22 protein-coding genes and 1 riboswitch are annotated in these 23,062 nt (G+C 55.3%); of the genes, 9 read left to right on the top strand and 13 right to left on the bottom strand.

All coding sequences use genetic code 11. From position 1 onward, the window contains the following. Positions 1-37 precede the first annotated feature (37 nt). Together thiD and thiM are read right to left on the bottom strand one after the other, a co-directional pair. On the bottom strand, positions 38-838 hold the full coding sequence (gene thiD / locus IM317_RS03695; protein WP_033146001.1) for a bifunctional hydroxymethylpyrimidine kinase/phosphomethylpyrimidine kinase: 801 nt from the start codon (positions 836-838) through the stop codon (positions 38-40). Then, positions 835-1,605, bottom strand: a complete 771-nt coding sequence (gene thiM, locus IM317_RS03690; RefSeq protein ID WP_033146002.1) for a hydroxyethylthiazole kinase — start codon at positions 1,603-1,605, stop codon at positions 835-837. Before thiM ends, thiD begins: the two co-directional genes overlap by 4 nt. A 35-nt stretch (positions 1,606-1,640) precedes the next feature. Then, positions 1,641-1,737: riboswitch (TPP riboswitch) on the bottom strand. Between the two features lie 632 nt (positions 1,738-2,369). Between thiM and IM317_RS23880 the strand changes: the two genes are divergently transcribed. From IM317_RS23880 to IM317_RS03670, 4 genes are all read left to right on the top strand, one after another. Beyond that, on the top strand, positions 2,370-3,254 hold the full coding sequence (locus IM317_RS23880) for a YadA C-terminal domain-containing protein (protein ID WP_223997987.1): 885 nt from the start codon (positions 2,370-2,372) through the stop codon (positions 3,252-3,254). A 210-nt stretch (positions 3,255-3,464) separates the two neighbouring features. Beyond that, on the top strand, positions 3,465-3,899 hold the full coding sequence (locus tag IM317_RS03680) for a hypothetical protein (protein ID WP_049015802.1): 435 nt from the start codon (positions 3,465-3,467) through the stop codon (positions 3,897-3,899). Between the two features lie 313 nt (positions 3,900-4,212). Further along, positions 4,213-5,589 (top strand): diaminobutyrate--2-oxoglutarate transaminase, encoded by a 1,377-nt coding sequence (locus IM317_RS03675; protein ID WP_014884533.1) that lies wholly within the window; start codon positions 4,213-4,215, stop codon positions 5,587-5,589. Between the two features lie 18 nt (positions 5,590-5,607). After that, positions 5,608-7,074, top strand: coding sequence for an aspartate aminotransferase family protein (locus tag IM317_RS03670; RefSeq protein WP_033146003.1), 1,467 nt, complete (start codon positions 5,608-5,610; stop codon positions 7,072-7,074). 36 nt (positions 7,075-7,110) lie between these two features. Here the strand turns inward: IM317_RS03670 and IM317_RS03665 are convergent, their stop codons facing one another. From IM317_RS03665 to IM317_RS03650, 4 genes are all read right to left on the bottom strand, one after another. Further along, the gene (locus tag IM317_RS03665; protein WP_033146004.1) at positions 7,111-7,626 is read right to left on the bottom strand and encodes a protein disulfide oxidoreductase; all 516 of its coding nucleotides are present in this window, start codon (positions 7,624-7,626) and stop codon (positions 7,111-7,113) included. Positions 7,627-7,702: 76 nt separating this feature from the next. Next, the gene (locus IM317_RS03660) at positions 7,703-9,883 is read right to left on the bottom strand and encodes a polysaccharide biosynthesis tyrosine autokinase (protein WP_033146005.1); all 2,181 of its coding nucleotides are present in this window, start codon (positions 9,881-9,883) and stop codon (positions 7,703-7,705) included. 14 nt (positions 9,884-9,897) lie between these two features. Then, complete coding sequence (locus IM317_RS03655) at positions 9,898-10,332, bottom strand: protein-tyrosine-phosphatase (protein WP_033146006.1); 435 nt, start codon at positions 10,330-10,332, stop codon at positions 9,898-9,900. Then, positions 10,332-11,471, bottom strand: a complete 1,140-nt coding sequence (locus IM317_RS03650; protein ID WP_033146007.1) for a polysaccharide export protein — start codon at positions 11,469-11,471, stop codon at positions 10,332-10,334. The genes IM317_RS03655 and IM317_RS03650 overlap by 1 nt, the downstream gene beginning before the upstream one ends. Positions 11,472-11,956: 485 nt before the next feature. Between IM317_RS03650 and IM317_RS03645 the strand changes: the two genes are divergently transcribed. Together IM317_RS03645 and IM317_RS03640 are read left to right on the top strand one after the other, a co-directional pair. Next, positions 11,957-12,289, top strand: a complete 333-nt coding sequence (locus tag IM317_RS03645; protein ID WP_023336316.1) for an RcnB family protein — start codon at positions 11,957-11,959, stop codon at positions 12,287-12,289. After that, the gene (locus IM317_RS03640) at positions 12,240-12,719 is read left to right on the top strand and encodes a GNAT family N-acetyltransferase (RefSeq protein ID WP_033146561.1); all 480 of its coding nucleotides are present in this window, start codon (positions 12,240-12,242) and stop codon (positions 12,717-12,719) included. Before IM317_RS03645 ends, IM317_RS03640 begins: the two co-directional genes overlap by 50 nt. Positions 12,720-12,814: 95 nt before the next feature. On the opposite strand, the gene apbC is transcribed toward IM317_RS03640, so the two are convergent. Continuing rightward, the gene (gene apbC / locus IM317_RS03635) at positions 12,815-13,924 is read right to left on the bottom strand and encodes an iron-sulfur cluster carrier protein ApbC (RefSeq protein WP_033146008.1); all 1,110 of its coding nucleotides are present in this window, start codon (positions 13,922-13,924) and stop codon (positions 12,815-12,817) included. A 137-nt stretch (positions 13,925-14,061) separates the two neighbouring features. Here apbC and metG point away from each other — a divergent pair, with 137 nt between their 5' ends. Continuing rightward, a complete protein-coding gene (metG, locus tag IM317_RS03630) occupies positions 14,062-16,095 on the top strand; it encodes a methionine--tRNA ligase (RefSeq protein WP_033146009.1) in 2,034 nt (677 codons plus the stop codon). A 108-nt stretch (positions 16,096-16,203) separates the two neighbouring features. Here metG and IM317_RS03625 read toward each other — a convergent pair whose 3' ends face one another. Genes IM317_RS03625 through IM317_RS03615 form a run of 3 tightly spaced genes read right to left on the bottom strand, consistent with a single transcriptional unit; the run spans position 16,204 to position 19,119 of the window. Further along, positions 16,204-16,674: a DUF1456 family protein gene (locus IM317_RS03625; RefSeq protein WP_023312442.1), complete on the bottom strand. Its 471-nt coding sequence runs from the start codon at positions 16,672-16,674 to the stop codon at positions 16,204-16,206. A gap of 46 nt (positions 16,675-16,720) precedes the next feature. After that, a complete protein-coding gene (gene btsR, locus IM317_RS03620) occupies positions 16,721-17,440 on the bottom strand; it encodes a two-component system response regulator BtsR (protein ID WP_023312443.1) in 720 nt (239 codons plus the stop codon). After that, positions 17,434-19,119, bottom strand: a complete 1,686-nt coding sequence (locus IM317_RS03615) for a sensor histidine kinase (RefSeq protein WP_023312444.1) — start codon at positions 19,117-19,119, stop codon at positions 17,434-17,436. The genes btsR and IM317_RS03615 overlap by 7 nt, the downstream gene beginning before the upstream one ends. A gap of 217 nt (positions 19,120-19,336) precedes the next feature. Here IM317_RS03615 and mlrA point away from each other — a divergent pair, with 217 nt between their 5' ends. Both mlrA and IM317_RS03605 read left to right on the top strand, forming a co-directional pair. Further along, entirely contained in the window at positions 19,337-20,077 is a 741-nt protein-coding gene (gene mlrA, locus IM317_RS03610; protein WP_033146010.1) for an HTH-type transcriptional regulator MlrA, read from the top strand. A gap of 69 nt (positions 20,078-20,146) precedes the next feature. After that, positions 20,147-20,260: a protein YohO gene (locus IM317_RS03605; protein WP_008500895.1), complete on the top strand. Its 114-nt coding sequence runs from the start codon at positions 20,147-20,149 to the stop codon at positions 20,258-20,260. Here IM317_RS03605 and IM317_RS03600 read toward each other — a convergent pair. The 3 genes from IM317_RS03600 to IM317_RS03590 are packed head-to-tail and all read right to left on the bottom strand — an operon-like array spanning position 20,235 to position 23,056. Beyond that, positions 20,235-20,972: an ABC transporter permease gene (locus tag IM317_RS03600; RefSeq protein WP_033146011.1), complete on the bottom strand. Its 738-nt coding sequence runs from the start codon at positions 20,970-20,972 to the stop codon at positions 20,235-20,237. The genes IM317_RS03605 and IM317_RS03600 overlap by 26 nt on opposite strands. Beyond that, a complete protein-coding gene (locus tag IM317_RS03595; protein WP_033146012.1) occupies positions 20,956-21,906 on the bottom strand; it encodes an ABC transporter ATP-binding protein in 951 nt (316 codons plus the stop codon). Before IM317_RS03595 ends, IM317_RS03600 begins: the two co-directional genes overlap by 17 nt. Then, positions 21,899-23,056, bottom strand: coding sequence for an ABC transporter permease (locus IM317_RS03590; protein ID WP_033146013.1), 1,158 nt, complete (start codon positions 23,054-23,056; stop codon positions 21,899-21,901). Before IM317_RS03590 ends, IM317_RS03595 begins: the two co-directional genes overlap by 8 nt. Positions 23,057-23,062 lie beyond the last annotated feature (6 nt).

Raw genomic sequence — 23,062 nt, 5'->3', positions numbered from 1 at the left:
TTTTCTCAGGCGTGGTGTTTCCTGCCAGTATACTGGGTTACCACCATGCATGAAAATGATGAACCGGCCCAATACCGTGACCCACTTCCAGAGTATCGGCTTTTGCCAGCGCCGCCGAGAGCCAGGTTTTCGCTTCGCACACCGTATCGGCCCAGCCTTCATGCCGCGGGCGCAGCGCCGCCAGCGCGGCGGAGAGCGTACAGCCCGTGCCGTGGGTGTTTTTGGTCTGCACGCGCGGCGCGGTAAAGCGTACTTCGCCGTCGCGGGTAAAGAGCCAGTCCGGGCTTTCAGCATCATCCAGATGACCGCCCTTCATCAGAACCGCCCCGCAGCCCATCGCCAGCAGCGCGTTTCCCTGCGCTTTCATCTCGCGTTCAGTTTGCGCATGCGATGTGCCTAACAGCGCGGCGGCTTCCGGCAGATTGGGCGTGATAAGCGCCACCTGCGGCAGTAACTTTGTACGCAGCGTCTCCACGGCGGAGGTGGAGAGCAGCGGGTCGCCGCTTTTTGCCAGCATGACGGTATCCAGCACCACGTTTTGCACCTGATAGCGTTTAAGCCGCTCGGCCACCGCCTCCACAATATCCGTCTCCGCCAGCATGCCGATCTTGGTGGTATCGATGCGCACATCGCTGAACACTGAATCCAGCTGCGCGGCAACAAAATCCGGCTCGATACGGTAGACCGACTGAACGCCGCGCGTGTTTTGCGCCACCAGCGCGGTAATGACCGAGCAGCCGTACGCGCCAAGGGCCGAGAAGGTTTTGAGATCGGCCTGGATACCCGCGCCGCCGCTGGGATCGGTGCCGGCAATGGTCAGGGCGTTAATCCGCTTCATGCCTGCTCCTCCAGCGTATAGAGCGCATCCAGAAACGCGCTGGCAAAACTGCCAGGCCCACGTGACTGCGCAACGGCCACCGTTCCGGCCCGCTTCATCCATCCGCAGGCGGCAGCGACGTTATCCATCCGGTCGCCCGGCAGCGAGCAGCTCGCCGCCACAACGGCAGAAAGCGCGCATCCCGTTCCCACTTCGCGCGTCATCAACGGATCGCCGCCCGTTACCGTGCGGGTGCGTTGCCCGTCAGTGATGTAATCCACCTCACCGGTGACGACCACAACGGCATTGGTCTGGCGCGCCAGCGCCTGTGCAGCGGGCACCGCGCTGGCTGCGGTATCGGTTGTATCGACGCCGCGCCCGCCCGCGCTCATTCCGGCAAGGGCCAGAATCTCGGAGGCATTGCCGCGAATGGCGGCCGGTTTCAGGGCAAGGATTTGATGGCAAAAACGGGTGCGGAACGTCAGGGCGCCCGCAGCAACCGGGTCCAGCGTCCAGGGCTTGCCTGCCGCCACCGCGCTTTCTATTGCCCGACGCATCGACTGGGCACGCGGTGAGGTCAGCGTGCCAACGTTAATCAGCAGCGCATCGGCGATGCCGGCAAACTGTTCAGCCTCTTCGGCCTCAATCACCATCGCGGGTGATGCGCCAAGCGCCAGCAAAACGTTGGCCGTAAAGGTCTGTACGACATCGTTAGTCATACAGTGGGTCAGCGGAGAACGGGTTCGGAAGTGGTGTAAAACGTTTAAATCGAGCTGGTCAGGCTGCATGGGTTCGCTCCTGCCTTGCGTGAAGAAGCGATGACCGGGAAGGCATCTGACTTCCCTACGCTGGCATTATCCAGATCAGGTAATACGGGTATTTCTCAGCCTTCACAAAGAAGGGCACCCCGAGTCAAAATACTTTTAAAACAGTGAGTTATAAAACTCATTAACGTTATGTAGTGTAACCGCGCCCCCAGGCCAGGCGCAAGGAGTTTCGATTTATCACACCGTTTGTCACAGCGGAAATCTCCAGGCGCTCTTTCCCGTCATTTGCCAACATTTATTACGCTTTAGTTAATTCTGGTTCAGTAATTGTTAATGCGTTATTGAAAAACTTTATTACGTACTTTTGCTGAGACTATTGTTTTTATTTTTTATTACGTGCTCATTCCGCCTTTATAAGATAGATAAACTTCTTTCGCATGAAAGAATAAGACAGTATTAATTTATTTAACTCTATTAAACATTTGTACTTTGATCAATAGCTTAACGCTTCCCTTGATTTATCGCATAATCCATAAGTTAATGTATACATTAAATAAACCTCCTCGATACCGCATCCTGCCCTTTCATTTATTCATATCATTTATGATTTAGATCAAAATCATCAATTTGGGTTTAATCGATAGTTTATTCACGCCACTAAAAAAGGTCCGGGCATTGAATATTCTGTTTTGACATACGGAAATACAGATATCCACATGCCACTAAAGCCAAAACTGTTCTGATTAATTTTGTTTTTTAATACGTTAATGATGTGAGTCCTTCGAATGAAAATTTTCAATAAATCTGTTATTTCTGTTTTTATATTTGGGGTGGTCGCCGGTAGCGCCATGAATATTACCAACGCTGCTGCTGCCGTTTGGGATGACGCATCAATCACAGATATTGTGAATGACCATCAAGACCAAATTACGCAAAACAGGGTCGATAGCATTGCTCGCGATCTCTCAACTGAAAATCGCTTAACGCAGGTGGATAGCGACCTTCAATCCACTAAATTAGGTGTTTTGGTTATTGAGCAAGCCACAAATGACGCTTACCAAAAAGCCTTGCTTGCTGGTGCGCTTGCAGATACCGCCAATCAAAAAAGCGATGCGGCTTTACAGGGCGTTATGACGAACGGCACAGAAATTATCAATATGGAAAACGTTAACAAAGTGCAAGATAACCGTCTTGATAGCCTGGAAAGTGCTCCTAAACCCACTAACGGCGTAGATGGCAAAGATGGTAAAGATGGCGTGACGACCACCGTGACGCACATGCAGGTAGACGCAGCAACACAAACTAAAGTGGCTAATAATACCCAGGCGGTTACCGCTACCGCTCAGGATCTGCTGGCAACGAAACAGACGTTACAGGCAATGAATAATAATACCAACCAGCAATTTAAATCACTGCACGATGAAGTAGATAATAATAAGAAGCAAGCTAATGCCGGCATTTCAGGTGCCATGGCGATGGCAGGATTACCGCAGGTACAAACGAATCAGCATGTTATGTTCTCTGCTGGCGGAGCCACATACAATAGTGAAAGCGCCCTTGCCGTTGGGGCATCCGTTAACTTTAGTTCACATGTGATCGCGAAAGTGAGCTTCTCTGATGATACCGCCAATAATATGGGAGCGTCAGTTGGCGTCGGAATGGGCTTTTAACGAAATACAACTTAAGCATTATTAACTTACACCATTAAGTTAATAACCTGCTTGCCTCCGGCAAGAATAGCGATGACAGAAAAAACATGCTCAGACATATCATTATTTCAGCGACCCTGTATCTGATGCTCATTGGCGTCGGTATTTGGATCGGCATGATGTACGTCTCCTATTATCTGTGCGTTTTATAAGGTGGACAAAAGTTTAGCTATGAAAACTCAATTAATATGGATTGCACTGATGTTAACGGTAGCGACAACACCGGCTCATGCGATTAACGCGCACTATCGTGCTCAATTAGAGCGTTCAGGATGTACTGAGATGAACGCGAATGACGGCTCTTGTGATATCCACAAAACAAAAGCCCAAAATGCGGCGCAGCACACAACTGCTGCGGGCCACGACCCTTTGCGTGAAGCCACTTTTACATCGGATGCGGTTAACGCCACGATTTCAAATGGCTTTTTTAACGCCACCATTAACGGCAAAAAGGCCACCGTGAAACGTCTGAATGCTCATTTCTATGAGATTCACGGTAATGGTTTTGTTATATCGCTAAGCCTTGATGAGAACGGCATTACGGCGGCGTCCTGGAATAAGACGACGGGGCGTAACCACGGCATTTTGCAGGTGTCGCAGAAATAAAGCGAACAAGGAGGCAGTCTGCCTCCTTTTCGGTCAGCGAATGGCACGATTTGTCACACTCTTTTTTATGAATTTACAGTCAAGGCAGAACACACGTAACAGTCTGTTTTTCTTTACCATAAAGTGCAATTTTCTTTCTTAAAAAGGGGATATTCCCTCCCCTGAGCGCCATGTCACAAAACAGTAAACAAATTAACCATTGAGCCCCGTGGCAAAAGGCTCTATATTGGCGGCGTTTTTTTCAGGCCCCCATCTGTTTTTTAACTTTTTATTCAATCGTGGCTCATAACGAAGCGGCGGTTGTAGGAGTGATATGATGACGGATAAAGTCCGTATTGACACCGTAGATGCCCACAAAAGCAACGAAACCTATCTGGCCCGTCAGGCCGAGTTTGAATCTAACGTCAGGAGTTATCCGCGCAAACTGCCTTTAGCCATTACTAAAGCAGAAGGCGTGTGGATCACCGATGCAGATAATAAAGAATACCTTGACTGTTTAGCAGGCGCGGGGACCCTTGCGCTTGGCCATAACCATCCTGATGTGCTGAAAAGCATCCAAAATGTCATTACCAGCGGCTTGCCGTTACATACCCTGGATCTGACTACGCCTCTGAAAGACGCGTTTTCTGAATACCTGCTCTCTCTGCTGCCTGGTCAGGGCAAAGAGTACTGCCTGCAGTTCACCGGTCCATCCGGTGCTGACGCCGTTGAAGCGGCGCTGAAGCTGGCGAAAAAAGTGACCGGTCGTAGCGGTATCATCAGCTTCTCTGGTGGTTACCACGGTATGACCCACGGCGCGCTGTCCGTGACCGGCAACCTGTCTCCGAAAGAAGCGGTTGACGGTATGATGCCAGAAGTGCAGTTCATGCCTTACCCGCACGAGTACCGTTGCCCGCTGGGTATCGGTGGTGAAGCGGGCGTGAAAGCGCTGACGTACTACTTCGATAACCTGATCAACGACGTTGAAAGCGGCGTGCGTAAACCTGCTGCGGTGATTCTGGAAGCCGTTCAGGGCGAAGGCGGCGTGAACCCGGCTCCGGCTGAGTGGCTGCAGCGCATCCGTAAAGTGACTCAGGAACACGGCATTCTGCTGATCCTCGACGAAGTTCAGGCTGGCTTTGCCCGTACCGGTAAATTCTTCGCCTTCGAACACGCGGGCATTGAGCCAGACATTATCGTGATGTCTAAAGCCGTAGGTGGCGGTCTGCCGCTGGCCGTGCTCGGTATCAAAAAGCAGTTCGACGCATGGGCGCCAGGCCACCACACCGGTACCTTCCGCGGTAACCAGCTGGCGATGGCGACCGGCCTGACGACGCTGAAAATCCTGAAAGATCAGAACATCGCGGGCAAAGTTGCCGCTCAGGGCGAATGGCTGAAAGGCCAGCTGAAAGAGATGGCGAAACGCTATCCTGTTATCGGCCACGTGCGCGGTCTGGGCATGATGATCGGTATTGAGATCGTTAAGCCACACGAAGCCGCTGACCACATGGGCTGCTTCCCGGGCGACGGCGAGCTGTCTGCACTGATTCAGAAGAAGTGCTTCGAAGCCGGTCTGATTCTGGAGCGCGGTGGCCGTAACGGTATCGTTCTGCGTCTGCTGCCGTCTCTGCTGATCAGCGACGAAGAGCTGAAAATCTTCCTGGATAAATTTGAGCAGGCACTGCTTGCTGCGGGCGTTCGCCCGGCGTAACCGGAGTAATTGATTACGATGTCTGATTCAAACCCAATTTTGTTCTCCTCTGCGCAGAGCATTGAAGCTTACCAGCAGGCGATCGAACAAAGCACTCAGGCTGTGATGCAGTGGCTGAAACAGCCTGAGATGTACCAGGGCAAAACGGTCGCAGAGCTGCGCGACCGTATTAAGCTGGATTTCAACCCGAAAGGGCTGGGCAACGAAGCGGCGATTGAACGCGCCGTGGAGTTCTTCCTGAAAGACAGCTTGTCCGTTCATCACCCGCAGTGTGTGGCGCACCTGCACTGCCCAAGCCTGGTCGTAAGCCAGGCGGCGGAAGTGCTGATCAACGCCACTAACCAGAGTATGGACTCTTGGGATCAAAGCCCGTCCGCAACCATTATCGAGATCAAGCTGATCGAGTGGCTGCGTACCCGCGTGGGTTATCAGGCCGGCGACGCAGGTGTCTTCACCAGCGGCGGCACCCAGAGCAACCTGATGGGCCTGATGCTGGCTCGCGATGCGTTCTTCGCGCGTCAGGGTCACTCCGTTCAGCAGGACGGCCTGGTCGGCGATTTGCGCAAAATTCGCGTACTGTGCTCTGAAAACGCACACTTCTCCGTGCAGAAAAACATGGCGCTGATGGGTCTCGGCTACCAGTCCGTCGTGCAGGTGAAAACGGACGAATTCTCCCGCATGGATCTGACCGATCTGGCGGTGAAAATCGAACAGTGCAACGCGAACGGCGAGCAGATTCTGGCGATCGTCGCAACGGCAGGCACCACCGATGCCGGTGCTATCGACCCGCTGCGTGCGATTGCAGAGCTGGCCGCGAAGCAGAACATCTGGGTACACGTTGATGCGGCCTGGGGCGGCGCGCTGCTGATGTCTGAGCAGTATCGTCACTACCTGGACGGCATCGAGCTGGTGGATTCCGTCACCCTGGACTTCCACAAGCAGTTCTTCCAGACCATCAGCTGCGGCGCGTTCCTGCTGAAAGAAGCGCGTCACTATGAGCTGATGCGCTATCAGGCGGCCTACCTGAACTCCGAATTCGACGAAGAAGCCGGCGTGCCTAACCTGGTGTCCAAATCTCTGCAGACCACCCGTCGTTTTGACGCGCTGAAGCTGTGGATGAGCCTGGAAGCGCTGGGTCAGGAGCAATACGCGGCGATCATCGACCACGGCGTGACCCTGGCGCAGCAGGTTGCAGCCTACGTGAAAGAGCAGCCTGCTCTGGAACTGGTTATGCAGCCACAGCTGGCAAGCGTTCTGTTCCGCTTCCGCGGAAAGGTGCAGATGGATGACGCGGGCATCGCCCTGCTGAACCAGAAAATTGGTGATGCGCTGCTGGAATCCGGCCGTGCGAACGTTGGTGTGACCGAGCACAACGGCGTCACCTGCCTGAAGCTGACGCTGCTGAACCCAACCGTGACGCTGGAAGATATTAAAATCCTGCTGTCTCTGGTTGAGCGCACCGCGCAGGAAGTTCTGGCTAAGTAATACAACACCCCTCTTCCGCCGGGAGAGGGGTTATTTTTATACGCCTGCCCACCACATCCTTAATTTTAATCCCCAGTAACTCGTCCAGCCCGTCGTGGTGCTGACCACATTACCCTTCGACACAATGACCAGCGTCGGCGTTACGCTCACCTGCCACTGCTGCGACAACGCACCGTTTTCATCGTTGATCACCGGCATTTTCAGCTGTTTCTTTTCAACCCAGCGCGCAAGCTTTGCGTTATCGCCGGAACGCATGGCAATGCTTACGACGTTGCCCCCCTCTTTCGCCAGTTTATTGACCGAAGGCGTCGTGTAACGGCATATACTGCACCAGGTGGCCCAGACGTAAATCAGCAGCGGGCGTTCCTGGCTCAGCGCCACGATATCGTGAATATTGCCGTCGATGCTCTGCATCGGTGTTGCACTAAAACTGGCGGGGAGTGTCGGTTTTCGGTACCGATCAACTCCCCACACTACGGCCAGCGTCAGCAGAACGAATATGATCCCTTCCCGCACCCAGCGGCGCAGTCGACTGTTTTTGCGGTTATCCATTGTGACCTCATGTTTTAACGAAGGTCATCTTAACGGGCAATACGCCATCACGCTGTAAAGAAATGTCGCGTCAGGTTTATTCCTGGGTATAACCGTAGTCGTAATGGCTATATCCCGAGTTGTAATAGAGCGCAGCCGATTTCACGATATCATTGAGGATCGCGCCATTCACCTGCACACCCATCTGCTGCAGACGTTTCAGGCAGTTCTCGATCTCCTTGACGCTGGTTTTACCAAAGCGGGCGACCAGAAGCGTGGTAGCCGCTGCTCTGGTTATCAGCAAGGCATCCGTTACGGCAAGCACGGGTGGGGTGTCGACAATCACGATGTCATACAGTTTGTCTATCTGCGACATTACGGCCTGGAAGCGTTCACTCATGAGCAGCTCAACGGGATGTGAAGGTTGGGGTCCGCAGGTCAATACATCAAAACCGCCTTTTTCAACGCGTTGAACCGCCTCCTGCCACTCAACGGCTCCTCCGAGCACGCAGGATAATCCCCGATGATTGCGCAGTTGGAAAACATTGTGGACATATCCCTTGCGCATATCAGCGTCAATAAACAGCACTCGCTGTCCGGCCTGAGCGGCAATCGACGCCAGTGAAGTACTGACCAGCGTCTTTCCGCAGTCCTGCGTGGGGCCAGACACTACGACGATCCGGTTTGTGGCATCCATCATGGTAAAATGCAGACTGGTGCGCAGCCCGCGCACCGCCTCGACAAACATATCTGCCGGGCGGTCAACGGGCAAAAAAGGAACATTCGACGTCCTGTGCTTCCATCGGGAAGCAAACAGGGTTTTCCTGCGCAGGTGCGTTTTTTTCCAGAGCCATACCGAGCGCGGAAGCGTCGCCAGAAGCGGTATCCCCTGCGCTTCCAGTTGTTCAGACGAGGTTATGCCCCGATTAAAGGCTGAGCGCACTAAAACCATTCCGGCAGAAAGCATCAACCCGATCAGCATGCCCAGTACGATAATGAGTGCTTTGCGCGGTTTGATCGGCTCTGGCTGCGTCATGGCGGGGTCAATGATCCGCACGTTCCCGATAGCGCTGGAGCGCGATATACTCAGCTCTTGCTGACGCGTCAGCAGCTGCAGATATATGGTACGCCCGGATTCAACGTCACGACTCAGGCGTAAGATTTCCTGCTGCGTGGAAGGCATGGATGAGACGCGATTGTTCAGGCGCGCACGCTCCCGCTCAAGCGTTTGTTTCTTCTCCCGCAAGGCACGGTAGGTGGGATGGTCTTTTTTGAAAAGCTGGGAAACTTCTGCTTCGCGAAACGTCAGCTCGTTAAGCTGGTTTTCCACGTTAACCACCTGATCAAGCACTGACTTAGCCTCCAGAGATAAGTCGACAGAATCGCGTTGCTCTCTGTAGGCATTCAGTCTCGCTTCGGCTTCATCCAGCTCCCGGCTGATCTTAGGTAATTGCTCCTGTAAGAACGTGAGGCTGCGGGAATCTTTCGCTTCCTGGCGCGCAATATTCTGGCTGAGAAAATTTTCAGTAATGGTATTAAGTACCGTGGCGATCCTGGCGGGGTCTTCACCCATTAACGTTAATGAGATCATACCGCTTTGTTTCGCCGACTCGACAACCGTAAGCCTGTTCTGAATGGCGTTGATGGCGTCAAGCCTTGAGACGGTTTCGAGGGTAAATTGGGTGCCTGGTTCTGCGCTGAGGGATGTCACCAGAAGCGATAATCCATTTTTAAGCAGCGTTTTCCCCACGATGCCGTCTGCTTCAAGCGTTTTTCCCTCAAGACGATATCGCCCTTTTTCCCGTACGGTGAGTAAAAGCGTTTGTGGCTTACCTTCCAGAAGGGGAATAGTCAGCGCGCCAATCGTTATTTCAGCGGATTTACGTCCCTGCACGTATTCTAACAAAGGCCCGATGACGGGAAACACGCGCCGCCTGACGTAGTACGTCAACCCTAATTGATCGATGGTTTCTCCCAGGATCATCCGTGATTTAAGGAGTAAAAGTTCCGGCGCGACGTCAGGTGAGAGATCGGGCCCGAACGGAGTCAGGTTCTTGAGCAGTGAGTTATTCTGCTTCGCTTCAACCTGTATCAGGGCATCAGCCTGATAAACTGGCGTGGCGCTGAACGCATAGATCCCCGCACATACCGTGAGCAGGAGCGTGACACACGCGATCGTCACCCGGTGATCAAACATCTCAGCAAGCAACTGAAGAAGATCGATCTCATTATTCTGCGGTGTCGCAGCCTTATATTTCTCTGATTTAGAAGACGACATAACGGCTTCATTCCTTATTGACTCAAACGACGAGCCCATTCCTGACTGGCTTTTCCCAATTGCTCGAAAACATATTCATAGGCTTCACGACTTTTGTTGTAAGGGTCGGGAATGTCCCTGATGTCCAGCCATTGTCCAAAGAGCAGCGATTTTCCCCGGTTCTCCGGGGCCATTGTGGCAATGAAACGGAGATGTTCCGGCCCCATAACCAGGATCAAATCGGCTTGTTGCAACAGGTTACGCGTCACCTTGCGGGCAATATGCCCCTCCAGCGAAACACCATGACGCCGGGCCACAGCCTGCGCAGCCGCATCCGCCGGATGCCCCTCAAGCCCCAAAATACCTGCCGAGTTCACCTGCTTGCCGGGTAATTGCTGTCGCAACAGCCGCTCACCAATCGGTGAACGGCAAATATTGCCGGTGCAGACCACTAAGATTGACTGGAACATTACTGCGGCCACGATCTGATGTAACGAACGGTTTCGGTCAGGTCATGGACGCCGCTGATGGTAGGCACCAGCTGGGAGATCACGCGATTCCAGCGTGATAACGGTGCCGTGGTGACGTAGACAATGTCATACGGTTCCAGCTGGAATTCCGTACCCAGCACCATGGCAGAGGCATCTTCCGCATTGAGTTGATAGATGTTGGCAATTTTTCCCGTGTCGCCTTTTTCCGTTACCTGCCTGATAACAAAAATGCCGGTTGCATCAGCCATATTTTGGTTAAGCCCACCGGCATTGCCCAGGGCTTCGGCCAGCGTCATGCCGCTACGATCCATCTTAAGCGTGCTCTGTTTAACCACCTCGCCCATCACGAACACTTTCAGCGCGTCGTTTCGGGGAATAAACAGGATATCGCCTGAATAAAGCAGCTTATTTTGCATCAAATCGCCATGCTGCATCAGTGCATAGAGCGAAAGGCGGGAGTCCTTGCCATCATGCGTCAGCACGACGTTACGCCAGTCGGCATCCGCAGAAAGACCGCCAGCGGCGTTAACCGCATCCATCACCGTCAGCGGAATATTGGTTATGGGTTGCTGGCCTGATTTTTCGACCTCTCCGGTGACATAGGCTTTTTGGGAACGGAAGGCGGCAACGCTGACGTCCACCTGCGGGCTCTCAATGACTTTATCCAGTCGAGATGTAATCTCTTCACGTACCTGTGAAACCGTTTTTCCCGCCACCCGCAGCTTACCGACGTAGGGATAAAAGAGCGTACCATCGGCGTTGACCCAGTTGCCGGCATCGCTCGCACTACGATATTGTCCCGCGGGCGTCGTTAATTCAGGGTGATCCCAGACGGTGACCGTCAGGATGTCGCCTGTGCCAATACGGTATTCCCAGTTTTTGATCTGCTCATCCAGATTAGGATTTGCCTGAGATTTCGACACGGTCGGAAGTAGTTTTTCAATTAATCCCGGCGTCAGTGGAAAAATCTCCACGCGCTTATCAAGCTGATAATTGTTCTCTTCCACAGAAATGACTTTTTTCCCGGATACGCTTAAGTTCTGACCTGAGGAAAAAACACACCCTGCCAACTGACTAACAGTAAGAAATAAAAGAGAAAATGCAGTTATATTTTTCATTTATATAAATATTAGTTTTTTAACGTTATGTTTATTGTTAAACCTGCAAAGAGATTCGAGCTAACACCATGAAATTTAATTATTTATTTTCCTTAACATGAGTTTATGGCATAATTAACCGCAACCCATCAGCTCTCTAGTAAAAACAATGAGAATACTCAGTCTTCTAAAAAGTAAGTGAGTACGTTTCACCCGACGACGATATTAAATCTTGTTGAGTGAGAAAGCATTCGTATAGAAGTCCAATTTTGACTTAGAAAGTTATTTTTAGAATTGATGAATGAAATAATAAATATTAAAAATACATTACACAGAAAATATTCACCACAATGATAAACATCATCCAGTTTGACTACACAAAACCGTCCACTTTTGTTACATTTTTTCTCAAACATACCCTGCGTTGATACTTAAAATGGACTGTCTGCTCCGCTTTGCACGACCTGCAGACGAAAAGTATCTGTAACGATATCACTGGAGAAAAAATGGCTAAGCGTAAATTGCTGCTTCTGGGTGTATTACTGTCTCTGGCGGGATCCGCATTCGCTGCCCCGCAAACGGCCGCTGCGCCATCGGGCATCAAGGCCTATGAAGAACAAGAGTTCATCGCTGACTTTACGAAATTCAAGATTGGCGACACGGCGCCGGCGCAGTACCAAACGCCGGAGTACACCATCAAACAGTATCAGCTGCGTAACCTGCCGGCTCCGGATGCCGGAACCCACTGGACCTACATGGGTGAGAACTACGTACTGATCGGCGATGCTGATGGCAAGATCTACAAAGCCTACAATGGAGATATTTTCTATCACCGCTAACGCAATTCTGATTCGCCCCTGGCAGGAAAGCGACCGCCCTTTCCTGCGCACGCTCTACCTCCACGCCCGGCGTGAAGCCTGGCCATGGCTGGACAGCGCGGACTGGCAGCTTGAAGACTTTGACGCGGCAACCTGCGACGAAGTGATTTGGGTTGCTGTTCAGAACGGTCATCGCCTGGGTTTTGCCTCCGTCTGGACGAACGATAATTTCCTGCACAACCTGTTTGTCGATCCGCAGTATCAGAGCCTGGGCGTCGGGCATGAGTTGCTTGAACACGTACAGAAGACGTTTACCAGTACGGGTTCACTTAAGTGCCTGGTGAAGAATGCGCGGGCTATTGCGTTTTACCAGCGACACGGCTGGCACATAGAGGCGACGGGTAATTCTCCGGACGGAGAGTATTATTTGATGCACTATCGGTTGAGTTAAAGTCGGGTGGCGGCTTCGCCTTACCCGACCTACGTGATGGTGCCATTTGTAGGCCGGGTAAGCGAAGCGCCACCCGGCAATTAGGAGCTGAGGAATTACACCGCGCGGAACGCGATTTCCCCCGGGATGATTTCGCCCTGCCAGTAGAGCTGCGCCGCAACGCGTCCCGCCAGCTGGCGATACATTTCCGCAAATTCGCTGTCCGGACGGCTGACAACCGTGGGCTTTCCGCTGTCCAGATCTTCACGCAGGGTAATGTGCAGCGGCATCTGCCCCAGCAGCTGGGTGTGATACTTCGCGGCCAGTTTTTCTGCACCACCCGTACCGAAGATAGGTTCGTGGTGACCGCAGTTGCTGCAGATGTGCACGCTCATGTTCTCGACGATACCGAGCACCGGCACTTCCACCTTCTCGAACATCACGATGCCTTTTTTGGCGTCGATCAGCGCGATATCCTGCGGCGTAGTCACGACGACCGCCCCCGTGACCGGAATGTTCTGCGCCAGCGTCAGCTGAATGTCACCGGTGCCCGGCGGCATGTCCAGCACCAGATAATCCAGATCAGGCCACATCGTCTCCTGCAGCATCTGCAGCAGCGCTTTGCTGGCCATCGGGCCGCGCCAGACCATGGCGTTATCGTCAGTCACCAGGTAACCGATGGAGTTGGTCGCCAGACCGTGCGCCATAATTGGCGCCATGTGGGTCCCGTCCGGCGAGGTGGGGCGCTGGTTTTCCGCGCCCAGCATGTTCGGAATAGACGGACCGTAGATATCCGCATCCAGAATGCCGACCTTTGCCCCTTCCGCTGCCAGCGCGAGCGCCAGGTTAACGGCGGTAGAAGATTTCCCTACCCCGCCCTTGCCCGAGCTGACGGCAATGATATTTTTCACGCCGTTCACGCCAGGCTGGTTTTTCACGCGCTTCAGCGTGGCGATGCTGTGGCTCAGCTTCCAGTCGATCGCCTTCGCACCGGTAATACGCAGCAGCTCAGAGCTGGTCTGCTCTTTCAGCGCGTCAAAGGCGCTGGTCCAGACGAACGGCATCTGCAGCTCAATGTGCAGGGTATCGTCCAGCCAGGCAACGTGGTGTAACGCTTTCAGCGTAGTGAGATTGTGCTTCAGGGTTGGATGCTGAAAGTTAGCCAGCGTCCCGGCGACCATTGCTCGTAAGGCTTCCGGTGATTTGGCCTGGGATTGAGAACTCATCCCGACTCCTTTGTTCTTGTGAATAAGACCTTAGATGAACAAGTTTACCTGAAAGGCCGTGGTTTGTGCTTACTTAATAATGCCCCTTTTGGTAATATCGAAAACCCTTTTCACAGTTAAAAGAAGTAATGCCTACTATGACTCAAGTCGCGAAGAAAATTCTGGTAACGTGCGCACTCCCGTACGCCAACGGCTCAATCCACCTCGGCCACATGCTGGAGCATATCCAGGCTGATGTCTGGGTCCGTTACCAGCGAATGCGCGGCCACGAGGTTAACTTCATCTGTGCGGACGATGCTCACGGCACGCCGATCATGCTGAAAGCGCAGCAGCTGGGGATCTCCCCGGAGCAGATGATTGCCGAAATGAGTCAGGAGCATCAGACTGATTTTGCTGGCTTTGACATCAGCTATGACAACTATCACTCCACGCACAGCGACGAAAACCGCGAGCTGTCGGAGCTGATCTACACCCGTCTGAAAGAGAACGGTTTTATCAAAAACCGCACCATCTCTCAGCTGTACGATCCGGAAAAAGGCATGTTCCTGCCGGACCGTTTCGTCAAAGGCACCTGCCCGAAATGTAAATCCCCGGACCAGTACGGCGATAACTGCGAAGTGTGCGGCGCGACCTACAGCCCGACCGAGCTTATCGAGCCGAAATCCGTGGTTTCCGGCGCAACGCCCGTCATGCGTGACTCCGAGCACTTCTTCTTCGACCTGCCGTCCTTCAGCGAAATGCTGCAGGCGTGGACCCGCAGCGGCGCGCTGCAGGAACAGGTGGCGAATAAAATGCAGGAGTGGTTCGAATCCGGCCTGCAGCAGTGGGATATCTCCCGCGATGCGCCGTACTTCGGCTTTGAAATCCCGAACGCGCCGGGCAAATACTTCTACGTCTGGCTAGACGCACCAATCGGCTACATGGGCTCCTTCAAGAACCTGTGCGACAAGCGTGGCGACACCGTCAGCTTCGACGAATACTGGAAAAAAGATTCTACTGCCGAGCTGTATCACTTTATCGGTAAAGACATCGTTTATTTCCACAGCCTGTTCTGGCCGGCGATGCTGGAAGGCAGCAACTTCCGCAAGCCAACCAACCTTTTCGTTCACGGCTACGTGACGGTGAACGGCGCGAAGATGTCCAAGTCTCGCGGAACGTTCATTAAGGCCAGCACCTGGCTGAACCACTTCGACGCGGACAGCCTACGCTACTACTACACCGCGAAGCTCTCTTCCCGCATCGACGATATCGACCTGAACCTGGAAGATTTCGTGCAGCGCGTGAACGCGGACATCGTCAACAAGGTGGTAAACCTGGCCTCCCGTAACGCGGGCTTTATCGCCAAGCGTTTTGACGGCGTGATGGCGGCTGAACTGGCTGATCCTGCCCTGTACAAAACCTTTACCGACGCGGCAGCCACCATTGGCGAAGCCTGGGAAACCCGTGAGTTCGGTAAAGCCGTGCGCGAAATCATGGCGCTGGCCGACCTGGCAAACCGCTATGTGGACGAACAGGCACCGTGGGTTGTCGCCAAACAGGAAGGTCGCGATGCCGATCTGCAGGCCATCTGCTCCATGGGCATCAACCTGTTCCGCGTGCTGATGACGTACCTGAAGCCGGTTCTGCCGCAGCTGGCATCCCGCGCTGAAGCGTTCCTGAACACCGAACTGACCTGGGATGCCATGGCGCAGCCGCTGCTCGGCCACAAGGTGAACACCTTCAAGGCGCTGTACAACCGCATCGAGATGAAGCAGGTTGAAGCCCTGGTGGAAGCGTCTAAAGAAGAGGTTAAAGCGGCTGCGGCACCGGTGACCGGCCCGCTGGCAGACGATCCGATTCAGGAAACCATTACCTTTGACGATTTCGCCAAAGTCGACCTGCGCGTGGCGCTGATCGAAAACGCGGAATTCGTGGAAGGTTCTGACAAGCTGCTGCGCCTGACGCTGGATCTGGGCGGCGAGAAGCGTAACGTCTTCTCCGGCATTCGTTCTGCGTACCCGGACCCGCAGTTGCTGATCGGTCGTCAGACCGTGATGGTGGCGAACCTGGCGCCGCGCAAAATGCGCTTCGGCATCTCTGAAGGGATGGTGATGGCCGCAGGCCCTGGCGGGAAAGATATCTTCCTGTTAAGCCCTGATGAAGGCGCGAAGCCTGGCCAGCAGGTGAAATAACAAAAAAGCCGGAGATAATCTCCGGCTTTTTTTTGCCCGGCGGCGCTACGCTTGCACGGGCTTACGGGTTTTGTAGGCCGGGTAAGGCGAAGCTGCCACCCGGCTAAATCACGCTTTCGGGTGATGCACCCGGTGGGTCAGCCCGCGCAGGAAATTACGCAGAAACTGGTCGCCGCACTCGCGGTAGTTTTTGTGGTCCGGCGCGCGCATCATGGCGGTCACTTCCGGCACGGATACGCGGTATTTTTGCTCGGTCATGATCGCCACAATATCGTCCGTTTTCAGCGAGAACGCGATGCGCAGCTTTTTCAGCACCGTGTTGTTGTTCACGCGACGCTCCAGCGCCAGCTCCGGCGCGGCCGGATCCTTGCCACGTTTGTCGTAAATCAGGCCATTCAGGAAACCCGACAGAATGATGTCCGGGCAGCGAACGAAGCCCTCTTCGTCTTCTTTGGTCATCCAGGTATCGAAACCGGCAGACGTGGATTCCATGTCCGACAGCGCAAGAATGCGCACCATGTCGTTGTTGTTTGCTTTCAGGGTGTAGCGCAGGCTACGAAGAATGTCGTTACTTAGCATAGAGCCTTCGAATGTCGATGATGCAATGGCGCGCAGTGTACCAGTTTTACAGGCCAATCGCCTCTTTCAAACTCTTGAGATAGCGACGGCTGACGGGTACCGTTTGCCCGGCACGCAGCACCAGCTCGGCCTGGCCGTTATCTTCCAGGCGGATCTCCTTCAGGTGCGCCATGTTCACCAGATACTGGCGATGGCAGCGGATCAGCGGCGTGCGGCTCTCCAGCGTGCGCAGGGTCAGCTCGGTAAACCCTTCGTTCCCTTCGGCGCTGGTGACAAACACCCCGCTCAGGCGGCTGCTGACAAACGCCACATCATCCATCTGCAGAAGATAAATTCGGCTGTGCCCGGTGCAGGGGATAAACTTCAGCGGCTGCTGGTTTTCCGGCAGCAGCGTGACGTCCTGTACGGTTCGCTCCTGGCGTAAACGGGTGAGCGTTTTTTCCAGACGCTTCTCTTCAATCGGCTTGAGTAAATAGTCAAACGCGTGCTCCTCAAAAGCCTTAACGGCATATTCGTCGAACGCCGTCAGAAACACGATATAGGGGCGATGCGCCGGGTCGAGCATGCCGACCATCTCCAGCCCGCTGATGCGGGGCATTTGAATGTCGAGGAACAGCACGTCCGGGCGCAGCTTGTGCACCGCGCCGATGGCCTCAATGGCGTTCGCGCACTCCCCCACAATCTCAATATCAGGCTGCTCCTGCAGCAGAACGCGCAGGTTTTCTCGTGCCAGCGGCTCGTCATCCACGATCAGCACTCTTAACATGCGTTTTCCTCCAGCGGCAGTCGTACGGTAATACGGGTAAATCGGTCTGGCTCACAGGCGACGGTAATGCCGCAGTCGTCGCCAAAATGGGCGCGCAGGCGTTTATCCACCAGGCTCATCCCTAAACCGCCCGAGGCGGAAGGCTGGTAAAGCCCGGCATTATCTTCAATATCCAGCACCAGATGGTGGTTGAAACGGCTGGCGGCAATGGTTATCTCCCCCGTTCCCAGAAGCTGTGACGTGCCGTGTTTAATGGCGTTTTCGACAATAGGCTGCAGGGTAAAGGCCGGGAGATGCTGATACGCCAGCTCGTCCGGAACGGAGAGCGACACCTGCAGGCGCGACTGGAAACGCGCCTGCTCGATCTGCAGATAGGCATTCACGTGCTCAATCTCATCGGCGAGGGTCACGATCTCAGACGGCCGTTTCAGGTTCTTACGGAAAAAGGTCGACAGAAACTGCACCAGCTGCGCGGCCTGATCGCTGTCGCGGCGGATCACCGCTTTGAGCGTGTTGAGGGCATTAAACAGGAAATGCGGGTTGACCTGAGCATGCAGCAGCTTAATTTCGGACTGCGTCAGCAGGGCTTTCTGCCGCTCATACTGCCCGGCGAGGATTTGCGCGGACAGCAGCTGGGCTATCCCCTCCCCCAGCGTGCGGTTGATGGAGCTGAACAGACGGTTTTTGGCCTCATACAGCTTGATAGTCCCCATCACCCGCTGATTTTCCCCGCGCAGCGGAATCACCAGCGTGGAGCCCAGCTTGCACTGCGGATGCAGCGAACAGCGGTAAGGCACTTCGTTACCGTCGGCATACACCACCTCACCGGTTTCAATGGCGCGCAGCGTATAGGCTGAGGAGATCGGTTTACCCGGCAGATGGTGATCGTCCCCGGTGCCGGTAAAGGCCAGCAGCCGCTCGCGATCGGTTATGGCCACCGCGCCGATATCCAGCTCCTTGTAGAGCACCTGCGCGACCTTCATGCTGTTCTCTTCGTTAAACCCCTGGCGCAGGATCCCTTCGGTCGAGGCGGCGACCTTCAGCGCCGTGGCGGAAAACGCCGAGGTGTACTTCTCAAACATGGCGCGCTTGTCGAGCAGAATGCGCATAAACAGCGCCGCACCCACGGTGTTGGTGACCATCATCGGAGCGGCAATACTGCTGACCAGGTGCAGCGCATCTTCAAACGGACGGGCAATGAGCAGAATGATCGCCATCTGCGCCACTTCGGCCACAAAGGTAATGGCACCGGCGGTAAGCGGGCTAAAGACTTTATCCGGGCGGCCGCGTTTGATCATGTAGCTGTGCACCAGGCCGCCGAGCAGCCCTTCCACGATCGTTGAGATCATACAGCTGAGCGCCGTCATTCCGCCCATGGAATAGCGATGCAGCCCCCCGGTTAAGCCAACAAGGCCACCGACGACGGGACCGCCCAGCAGCCCGCCCATCACCGCGCCGATAGCGCGCGTGTTGGCAATAGAGTCTTCGATATGGAGGCCAAAATAGGTCCCCATAATGCAGAAAATAGAGAAGGTAACGTAGCAGAGCAGCTTATGCGGCAGACGTACGGTAACCTGCATCAGCGGGATAAACAGGCGCGTTTTGCTCATCAGCCAGGCAATGACAAGAAACACGCACATCTGCTGAAGCAACAGCAGCACCAGATTAAACTCGTACATACTCAAAACCGCACACGCTAAAAACGCGTAACATACACTGATGCGGGTTTACTTTCTTTGAAGCATCCCAAAAAAGCGCAAAATCGTGTCCGTTATCACACCTTTTTCTGAATATCGCGCATGCTTCGCATTGTTTGTTCAAAAATCAATCAATCCTTCCTGGTTCGCCAAAGTGGGTCTACAGTTAAGCTGGGAACGCGTAAGCCAGGGGGCGAATATGGCGCTTTACACGATAGGTGAAGTGGCACTCCTTTGTGATATCAATCCCGTTACCCTACGGGCGTGGCAGCGACGGTATGGATTGCTTAAACCGCAGAGGACCGACGGTGGGCATCGCCTTTTCAATGAGGCCGATATCGACCGCATCCGCGAAATTAAAAGCTGGATCGACAACGGAGTGCAGGTCGGCAAAGTGAAGTCCCTGCTGAGCCATGATGACCCGGACACGCAACACCTCTGGCGCGAACAACAGGAAACCCTGCTGCGGCTTCTGCAGGCGGGGAATCTTCAGCGCCTGCGCGCATGGATAAAAGAGCAGGGCCGCGACTATCCGGCACAGACGCTGATCTCCCATCTTTTCATTCCGCTCCGTCGACGTCTGCAATGCCAGCAGTCCACCCTGCAGGCGCTGCTCAGCATGCTCGACGGGGTGCTGATCAACTATATTGCCGTCTGCCTTGCCTCAGCGAAGAACAAAGCCGGAAAAGATGCGCTGGTGGTCGGCTGGAACGTGCACGATACCACCCGCCTGTGGCTGGAAGCGTGGATTGCGACCCAGAAGGGCTGGCGCGTGGATGTCCTGGCGCACTCGCTGGCGCAGCTTAAGCCCGAGTTTTTCGACGGTCAGACCCTGCTGGTCTGGTGTGGAGAAGTGCCGTCCGCCACGCAGCAACAGCTGCTGACGGAATGGCGAGAGAATGGTTACCCGGTTTATTCCCTTGGCCCGGATGAGCCATAACGGCATTTAATGGTTCATTAACAGCTGCGCTTCACCGTATAATTGTTCCGTTAACAACAGGAGCACATGATGAAGGCAACCAAACTGGCCATTATTACCCTTTTTGTCCTGATGGCCGTGAGCGGTATCGGCGGCGTGATGCTGGCAGGATACTCGTTTATTGTTCGCGGCGGTGTCGGCTGAGGTACAGCGCCAGCCGCTCAAAAAGGCGATCGACGACGATTGCCGCCAGCGCGACCAGCACCGCCCCCTGCACGATATAAGCCGTATTAAACCCGCTCAGGCCGATAATAATCGGCGTTCCCAGCGTATTGGCACCGACCGTAGACGCAATGGTCGCCGTCCCGATGTTAATAATCACCGACGTGCGGATCCCGGCAATGATAACCGGCGCCGCAAGTGGCAGTTCAACCTTGCGCAGCCGCTGGCCGCGACTCATCCCCATCCCTTCTGCCACGCTCAGCACCGACGCCGGTACCGCCGCGAGGCCCGCCAGCGTGCCCTGCAGCACCGGCAATACGCCGTATAAAATCAGCGCGATAATGGCGGGCTGCTGACCAAAGCCCATCACCGGAACCGCTATCGCCAGCACCGCCACCGGGGGAAACGTCTGGCCAATCGCCGCTATCGTTTCCACCAGCGGACGAAACTCCTTGCCCGCAGGCCGCGTGACCGCGATGCCTGCCCCTACCCCCAACACAACCGCGATGGCGCTTGAGAGCGCCACCAGCCAGAGATGCGCCAGAGCGAGATTAATGAAGCTCTCCTGCTGATAGACCGGCCGCGGCAGCCCCGGGAAAAGAGCATTAAACAGCGCCGCGCTGTGGGGCATCAGAAACAGTAAGGCGACAAAGAGCGCTACCAGCCAGAGGAGCGGATCACGCAGTGCCTTCACGCGTCACCTCCCCGGCCAGCAGATCGCGAAAATGTAAGGTTCCGCACGGCGTACCGCGGGAGTCCGAGACGGGCAATACCTCGCACTGACGCGCGACAAACGCCGAGAGGGCATCCCGCAGGCTCATCTGCGCCTGCAGCGGTTCGCCGCTCACCGGTACCTCCTCCCGACGCATATAGTCGCTGACCGTCCGCAGGGAGAGCAGCCTCACGCCCAGCTCGCTGCGGCCAAAAAACTCGCGCACAAAGTCGTTCTTCGGCCATGTTAATAGCTCAAGCGGCGAGCCCTGCTGCACCACTTCGCCATGATCCATCAGCACCAGATGGTCGGCCAGGCGCAGAGCTTCATCAATATCGTGCGTCACGAGAACGATCGTGCGTCCGAGAATGCGGTGAATGCGGGTCATCTCCGCCTGCAGCGCCCCGCGCGTGACCGGATCCAGCGCGCCGAAGGGTTCATCCATCAGCAGTACCTGCGGGTTAGCCGCCAGCGCGCGCGCCACGCCCACGCGCTGCTGCTGGCCTCCGGAAAGCTGGTGCGGATAGCGATCGCGCAGCGCGGGCTCCAGCCCCAGGAGCGACATGAGTTCATCCACCCGGTCGGCGATTTTCACCCGCGACCATTTCTCCAGCTGCAGCACGGTGGCGATGTTCTGCGCCACCGTCCAGTGCGGAAACAGGCCGATAGACTGAATGGCATAGCCCATCCGGCGGCGCAGCTCCAGCACCGGCAGACTGCGGATCTCTTCCCCGGCAAAGCGGATCAGCCCGCTGTCGTGCTCAACCAGGCGGTTGATCATCTTCAGGGTGGTGGATTTTCCCGAGCCCGAGGTGCCAATCAGCACGGAAAACGCTCCCTCGGCAAAGTTCAGATTCAGGTGGCTCGCCGCCGGGCGACCGGCAAAGGTTTTACTGACATCATGAAATTCAATCATTGGCTCTTCTCCTGAGCAGCGCGAGCCATAAGGCAAACAGCGCGTCGACGACAACCGCCAGCGCAATCGTGGGCACCACGCCCAGTAACACCAGATCGAGGGCACTGCTGAGCAGCCCCTGAAACACCAGCGCGCCAAAGCCGCCCGCACCAATCAGCGCCGCTATCACCGCCATGCCGACGGTTTGTACCGCCACCACCCGCAGGCTGCGCAGCAGCAGGGGCAGCGCCAGCGGCAGCTGAATTTTCCAGAAACACTGCCGCGCGCTCATCCCCATCGCATGGGCGCTTTCAAGCACATCCGGCGCGACCTGACCCAGCCCCGCGACCACGCCGCGCACCAGCGGCAGCAACGCATACAGCACCAGCGCGATAAGCGCGGGCGTTAACCCCGTTCCGGCTATGCCGAGCGTACCCAGCACCGGAAATGACTTCACCAGCCCCGCCAGCGGGGCAATCAGCAGGCCAAACAGCGCGACGGAAGGTATGGTCTGGATCACGTTGAGCACGGCAAACACCCCACCCTGGCGTGAAGGATGACGATAGCACCACATGCCGAGCGGTATCCCGATCAGCAGAGCCGGGATCAGCGTGCCAAAAAGGATCGTCAGGTGTTGCGCCAGGGCATCATCAAACACCTCCTGACGGTTGGCGTACTCTTTCAGCAGCGAGAGATTGTTCAGCTCACCGCTGAACAGCAGGAACAAGGGAATGCACCATATCTGCGCGTTGAGCACCCAGCGCCAGACGCCGCTGGAGATGAGTCGACGAATGGCGTCGCTGCTGGCCAGCAGACACAGCGCCAGCCACAGCCAGAGGCCGCTGCCCACCGTGGTTCTCGCCAGCGGACTTTCCGCTGACGCCATATGCGTCGCCGCCTGCCCGGCCCCCCAGAACAGGATGATAAACAGCCCTTCAGCGAGGAGCAGCGTCAGCCACTGCGCCGTGCGCCCTTGCCAGAATGAAAGAGCAACCCACGCGGCCAGCGCCGCCGTCAGCCACCACGGCGTAAAGGACCAGACGTCCCAGAGAGAGCGCCCCTCCCCTGACATCAGGCGGTTAGGGGCGACATTCACAAACGGCAGCGCGACTGCCGCGATGGCCACGCAGGCCAACAGCAGCAGTACGCGGTTATGACATTTTATTGGCACAGCCCT

This window comes from Enterobacter cloacae complex sp. S3 (genome assembly GCF_014930495.1).
In the GTDB taxonomy this organism is placed as follows: Bacteria; Pseudomonadota; Gammaproteobacteria; order Enterobacterales; family Enterobacteriaceae; genus Enterobacter; species Enterobacter asburiae_B.
The sequence above is the reverse complement of the archived record's forward strand: the minus strand, read 5'-3'. Positions and strand labels throughout refer to the sequence as shown.

What these genes read in the sequence shown, in the direction of transcription:
- thiM (WP_033146002.1), bottom strand. Translation starts at nt 1,605, where the DNA reads ATGCAGCCTGACCAGCTCGATTTAAACGTTTTACACCACTTCCGAACC.
- IM317_RS03605 (WP_008500895.1), top strand. Translation starts at nt 20,147, where the DNA reads ATGAAGGCAACCAAACTGGCCATTATTACCCTTTTTGTCCTGATGGCC.
- metG (WP_033146009.1), top strand. Translation starts at nt 14,062, where the DNA reads ATGACTCAAGTCGCGAAGAAAATTCTGGTAACGTGCGCACTCCCGTAC.
- btsR (WP_023312443.1), bottom strand. Translation starts at nt 17,440, where the DNA reads ATGTTAAGAGTGCTGATCGTGGATGACGAGCCGCTGGCACGAGAAAAC.
- IM317_RS03665 (WP_033146004.1), bottom strand. Translation starts at nt 7,626, where the DNA reads ATGGATAACCGCAAAAACAGTCGACTGCGCCGCTGGGTGCGGGAAGGG.
- mlrA (WP_033146010.1), top strand. Translation starts at nt 19,337, where the DNA reads ATGGCGCTTTACACGATAGGTGAAGTGGCACTCCTTTGTGATATCAAT.
- IM317_RS03680 (WP_049015802.1), top strand. Translation starts at nt 3,465, where the DNA reads ATGAAAACTCAATTAATATGGATTGCACTGATGTTAACGGTAGCGACA.
- IM317_RS03675 (WP_014884533.1), top strand. Translation starts at nt 4,213, where the DNA reads ATGATGACGGATAAAGTCCGTATTGACACCGTAGATGCCCACAAAAGC.
- IM317_RS03650 (WP_033146007.1), bottom strand. Translation starts at nt 11,471, where the DNA reads ATGAAAAATATAACTGCATTTTCTCTTTTATTTCTTACTGTTAGTCAG.
- IM317_RS03655 (WP_033146006.1), bottom strand. Translation starts at nt 10,332, where the DNA reads ATGTTCCAGTCAATCTTAGTGGTCTGCACCGGCAATATTTGCCGTTCA.
- IM317_RS03615 (WP_023312444.1), bottom strand. Translation starts at nt 19,119, where the DNA reads ATGTACGAGTTTAATCTGGTGCTGCTGTTGCTTCAGCAGATGTGCGTG.
- apbC (WP_033146008.1), bottom strand. Translation starts at nt 13,924, where the DNA reads ATGAGTTCTCAATCCCAGGCCAAATCACCGGAAGCCTTACGAGCAATG.
- IM317_RS03595 (WP_033146012.1), bottom strand. Translation starts at nt 21,906, where the DNA reads ATGATTGAATTTCATGATGTCAGTAAAACCTTTGCCGGTCGCCCGGCG.
- IM317_RS03625 (WP_023312442.1), bottom strand. Translation starts at nt 16,674, where the DNA reads ATGCTAAGTAACGACATTCTTCGTAGCCTGCGCTACACCCTGAAAGCA.
- IM317_RS03660 (WP_033146005.1), bottom strand. Translation starts at nt 9,883, where the DNA reads ATGTCGTCTTCTAAATCAGAGAAATATAAGGCTGCGACACCGCAGAAT.
- IM317_RS23880 (WP_223997987.1), top strand. Translation starts at nt 2,370, where the DNA reads ATGAAAATTTTCAATAAATCTGTTATTTCTGTTTTTATATTTGGGGTG.
- IM317_RS03645 (WP_023336316.1), top strand. Translation starts at nt 11,957, where the DNA reads ATGGCTAAGCGTAAATTGCTGCTTCTGGGTGTATTACTGTCTCTGGCG.
- IM317_RS03670 (WP_033146003.1), top strand. Translation starts at nt 5,608, where the DNA reads ATGTCTGATTCAAACCCAATTTTGTTCTCCTCTGCGCAGAGCATTGAA.
- IM317_RS03640 (WP_033146561.1), top strand. Translation starts at nt 12,240, where the DNA reads ATGGCAAGATCTACAAAGCCTACAATGGAGATATTTTCTATCACCGCT.
- thiD (WP_033146001.1), bottom strand. Translation starts at nt 838, where the DNA reads ATGAAGCGGATTAACGCCCTGACCATTGCCGGCACCGATCCCAGCGGC.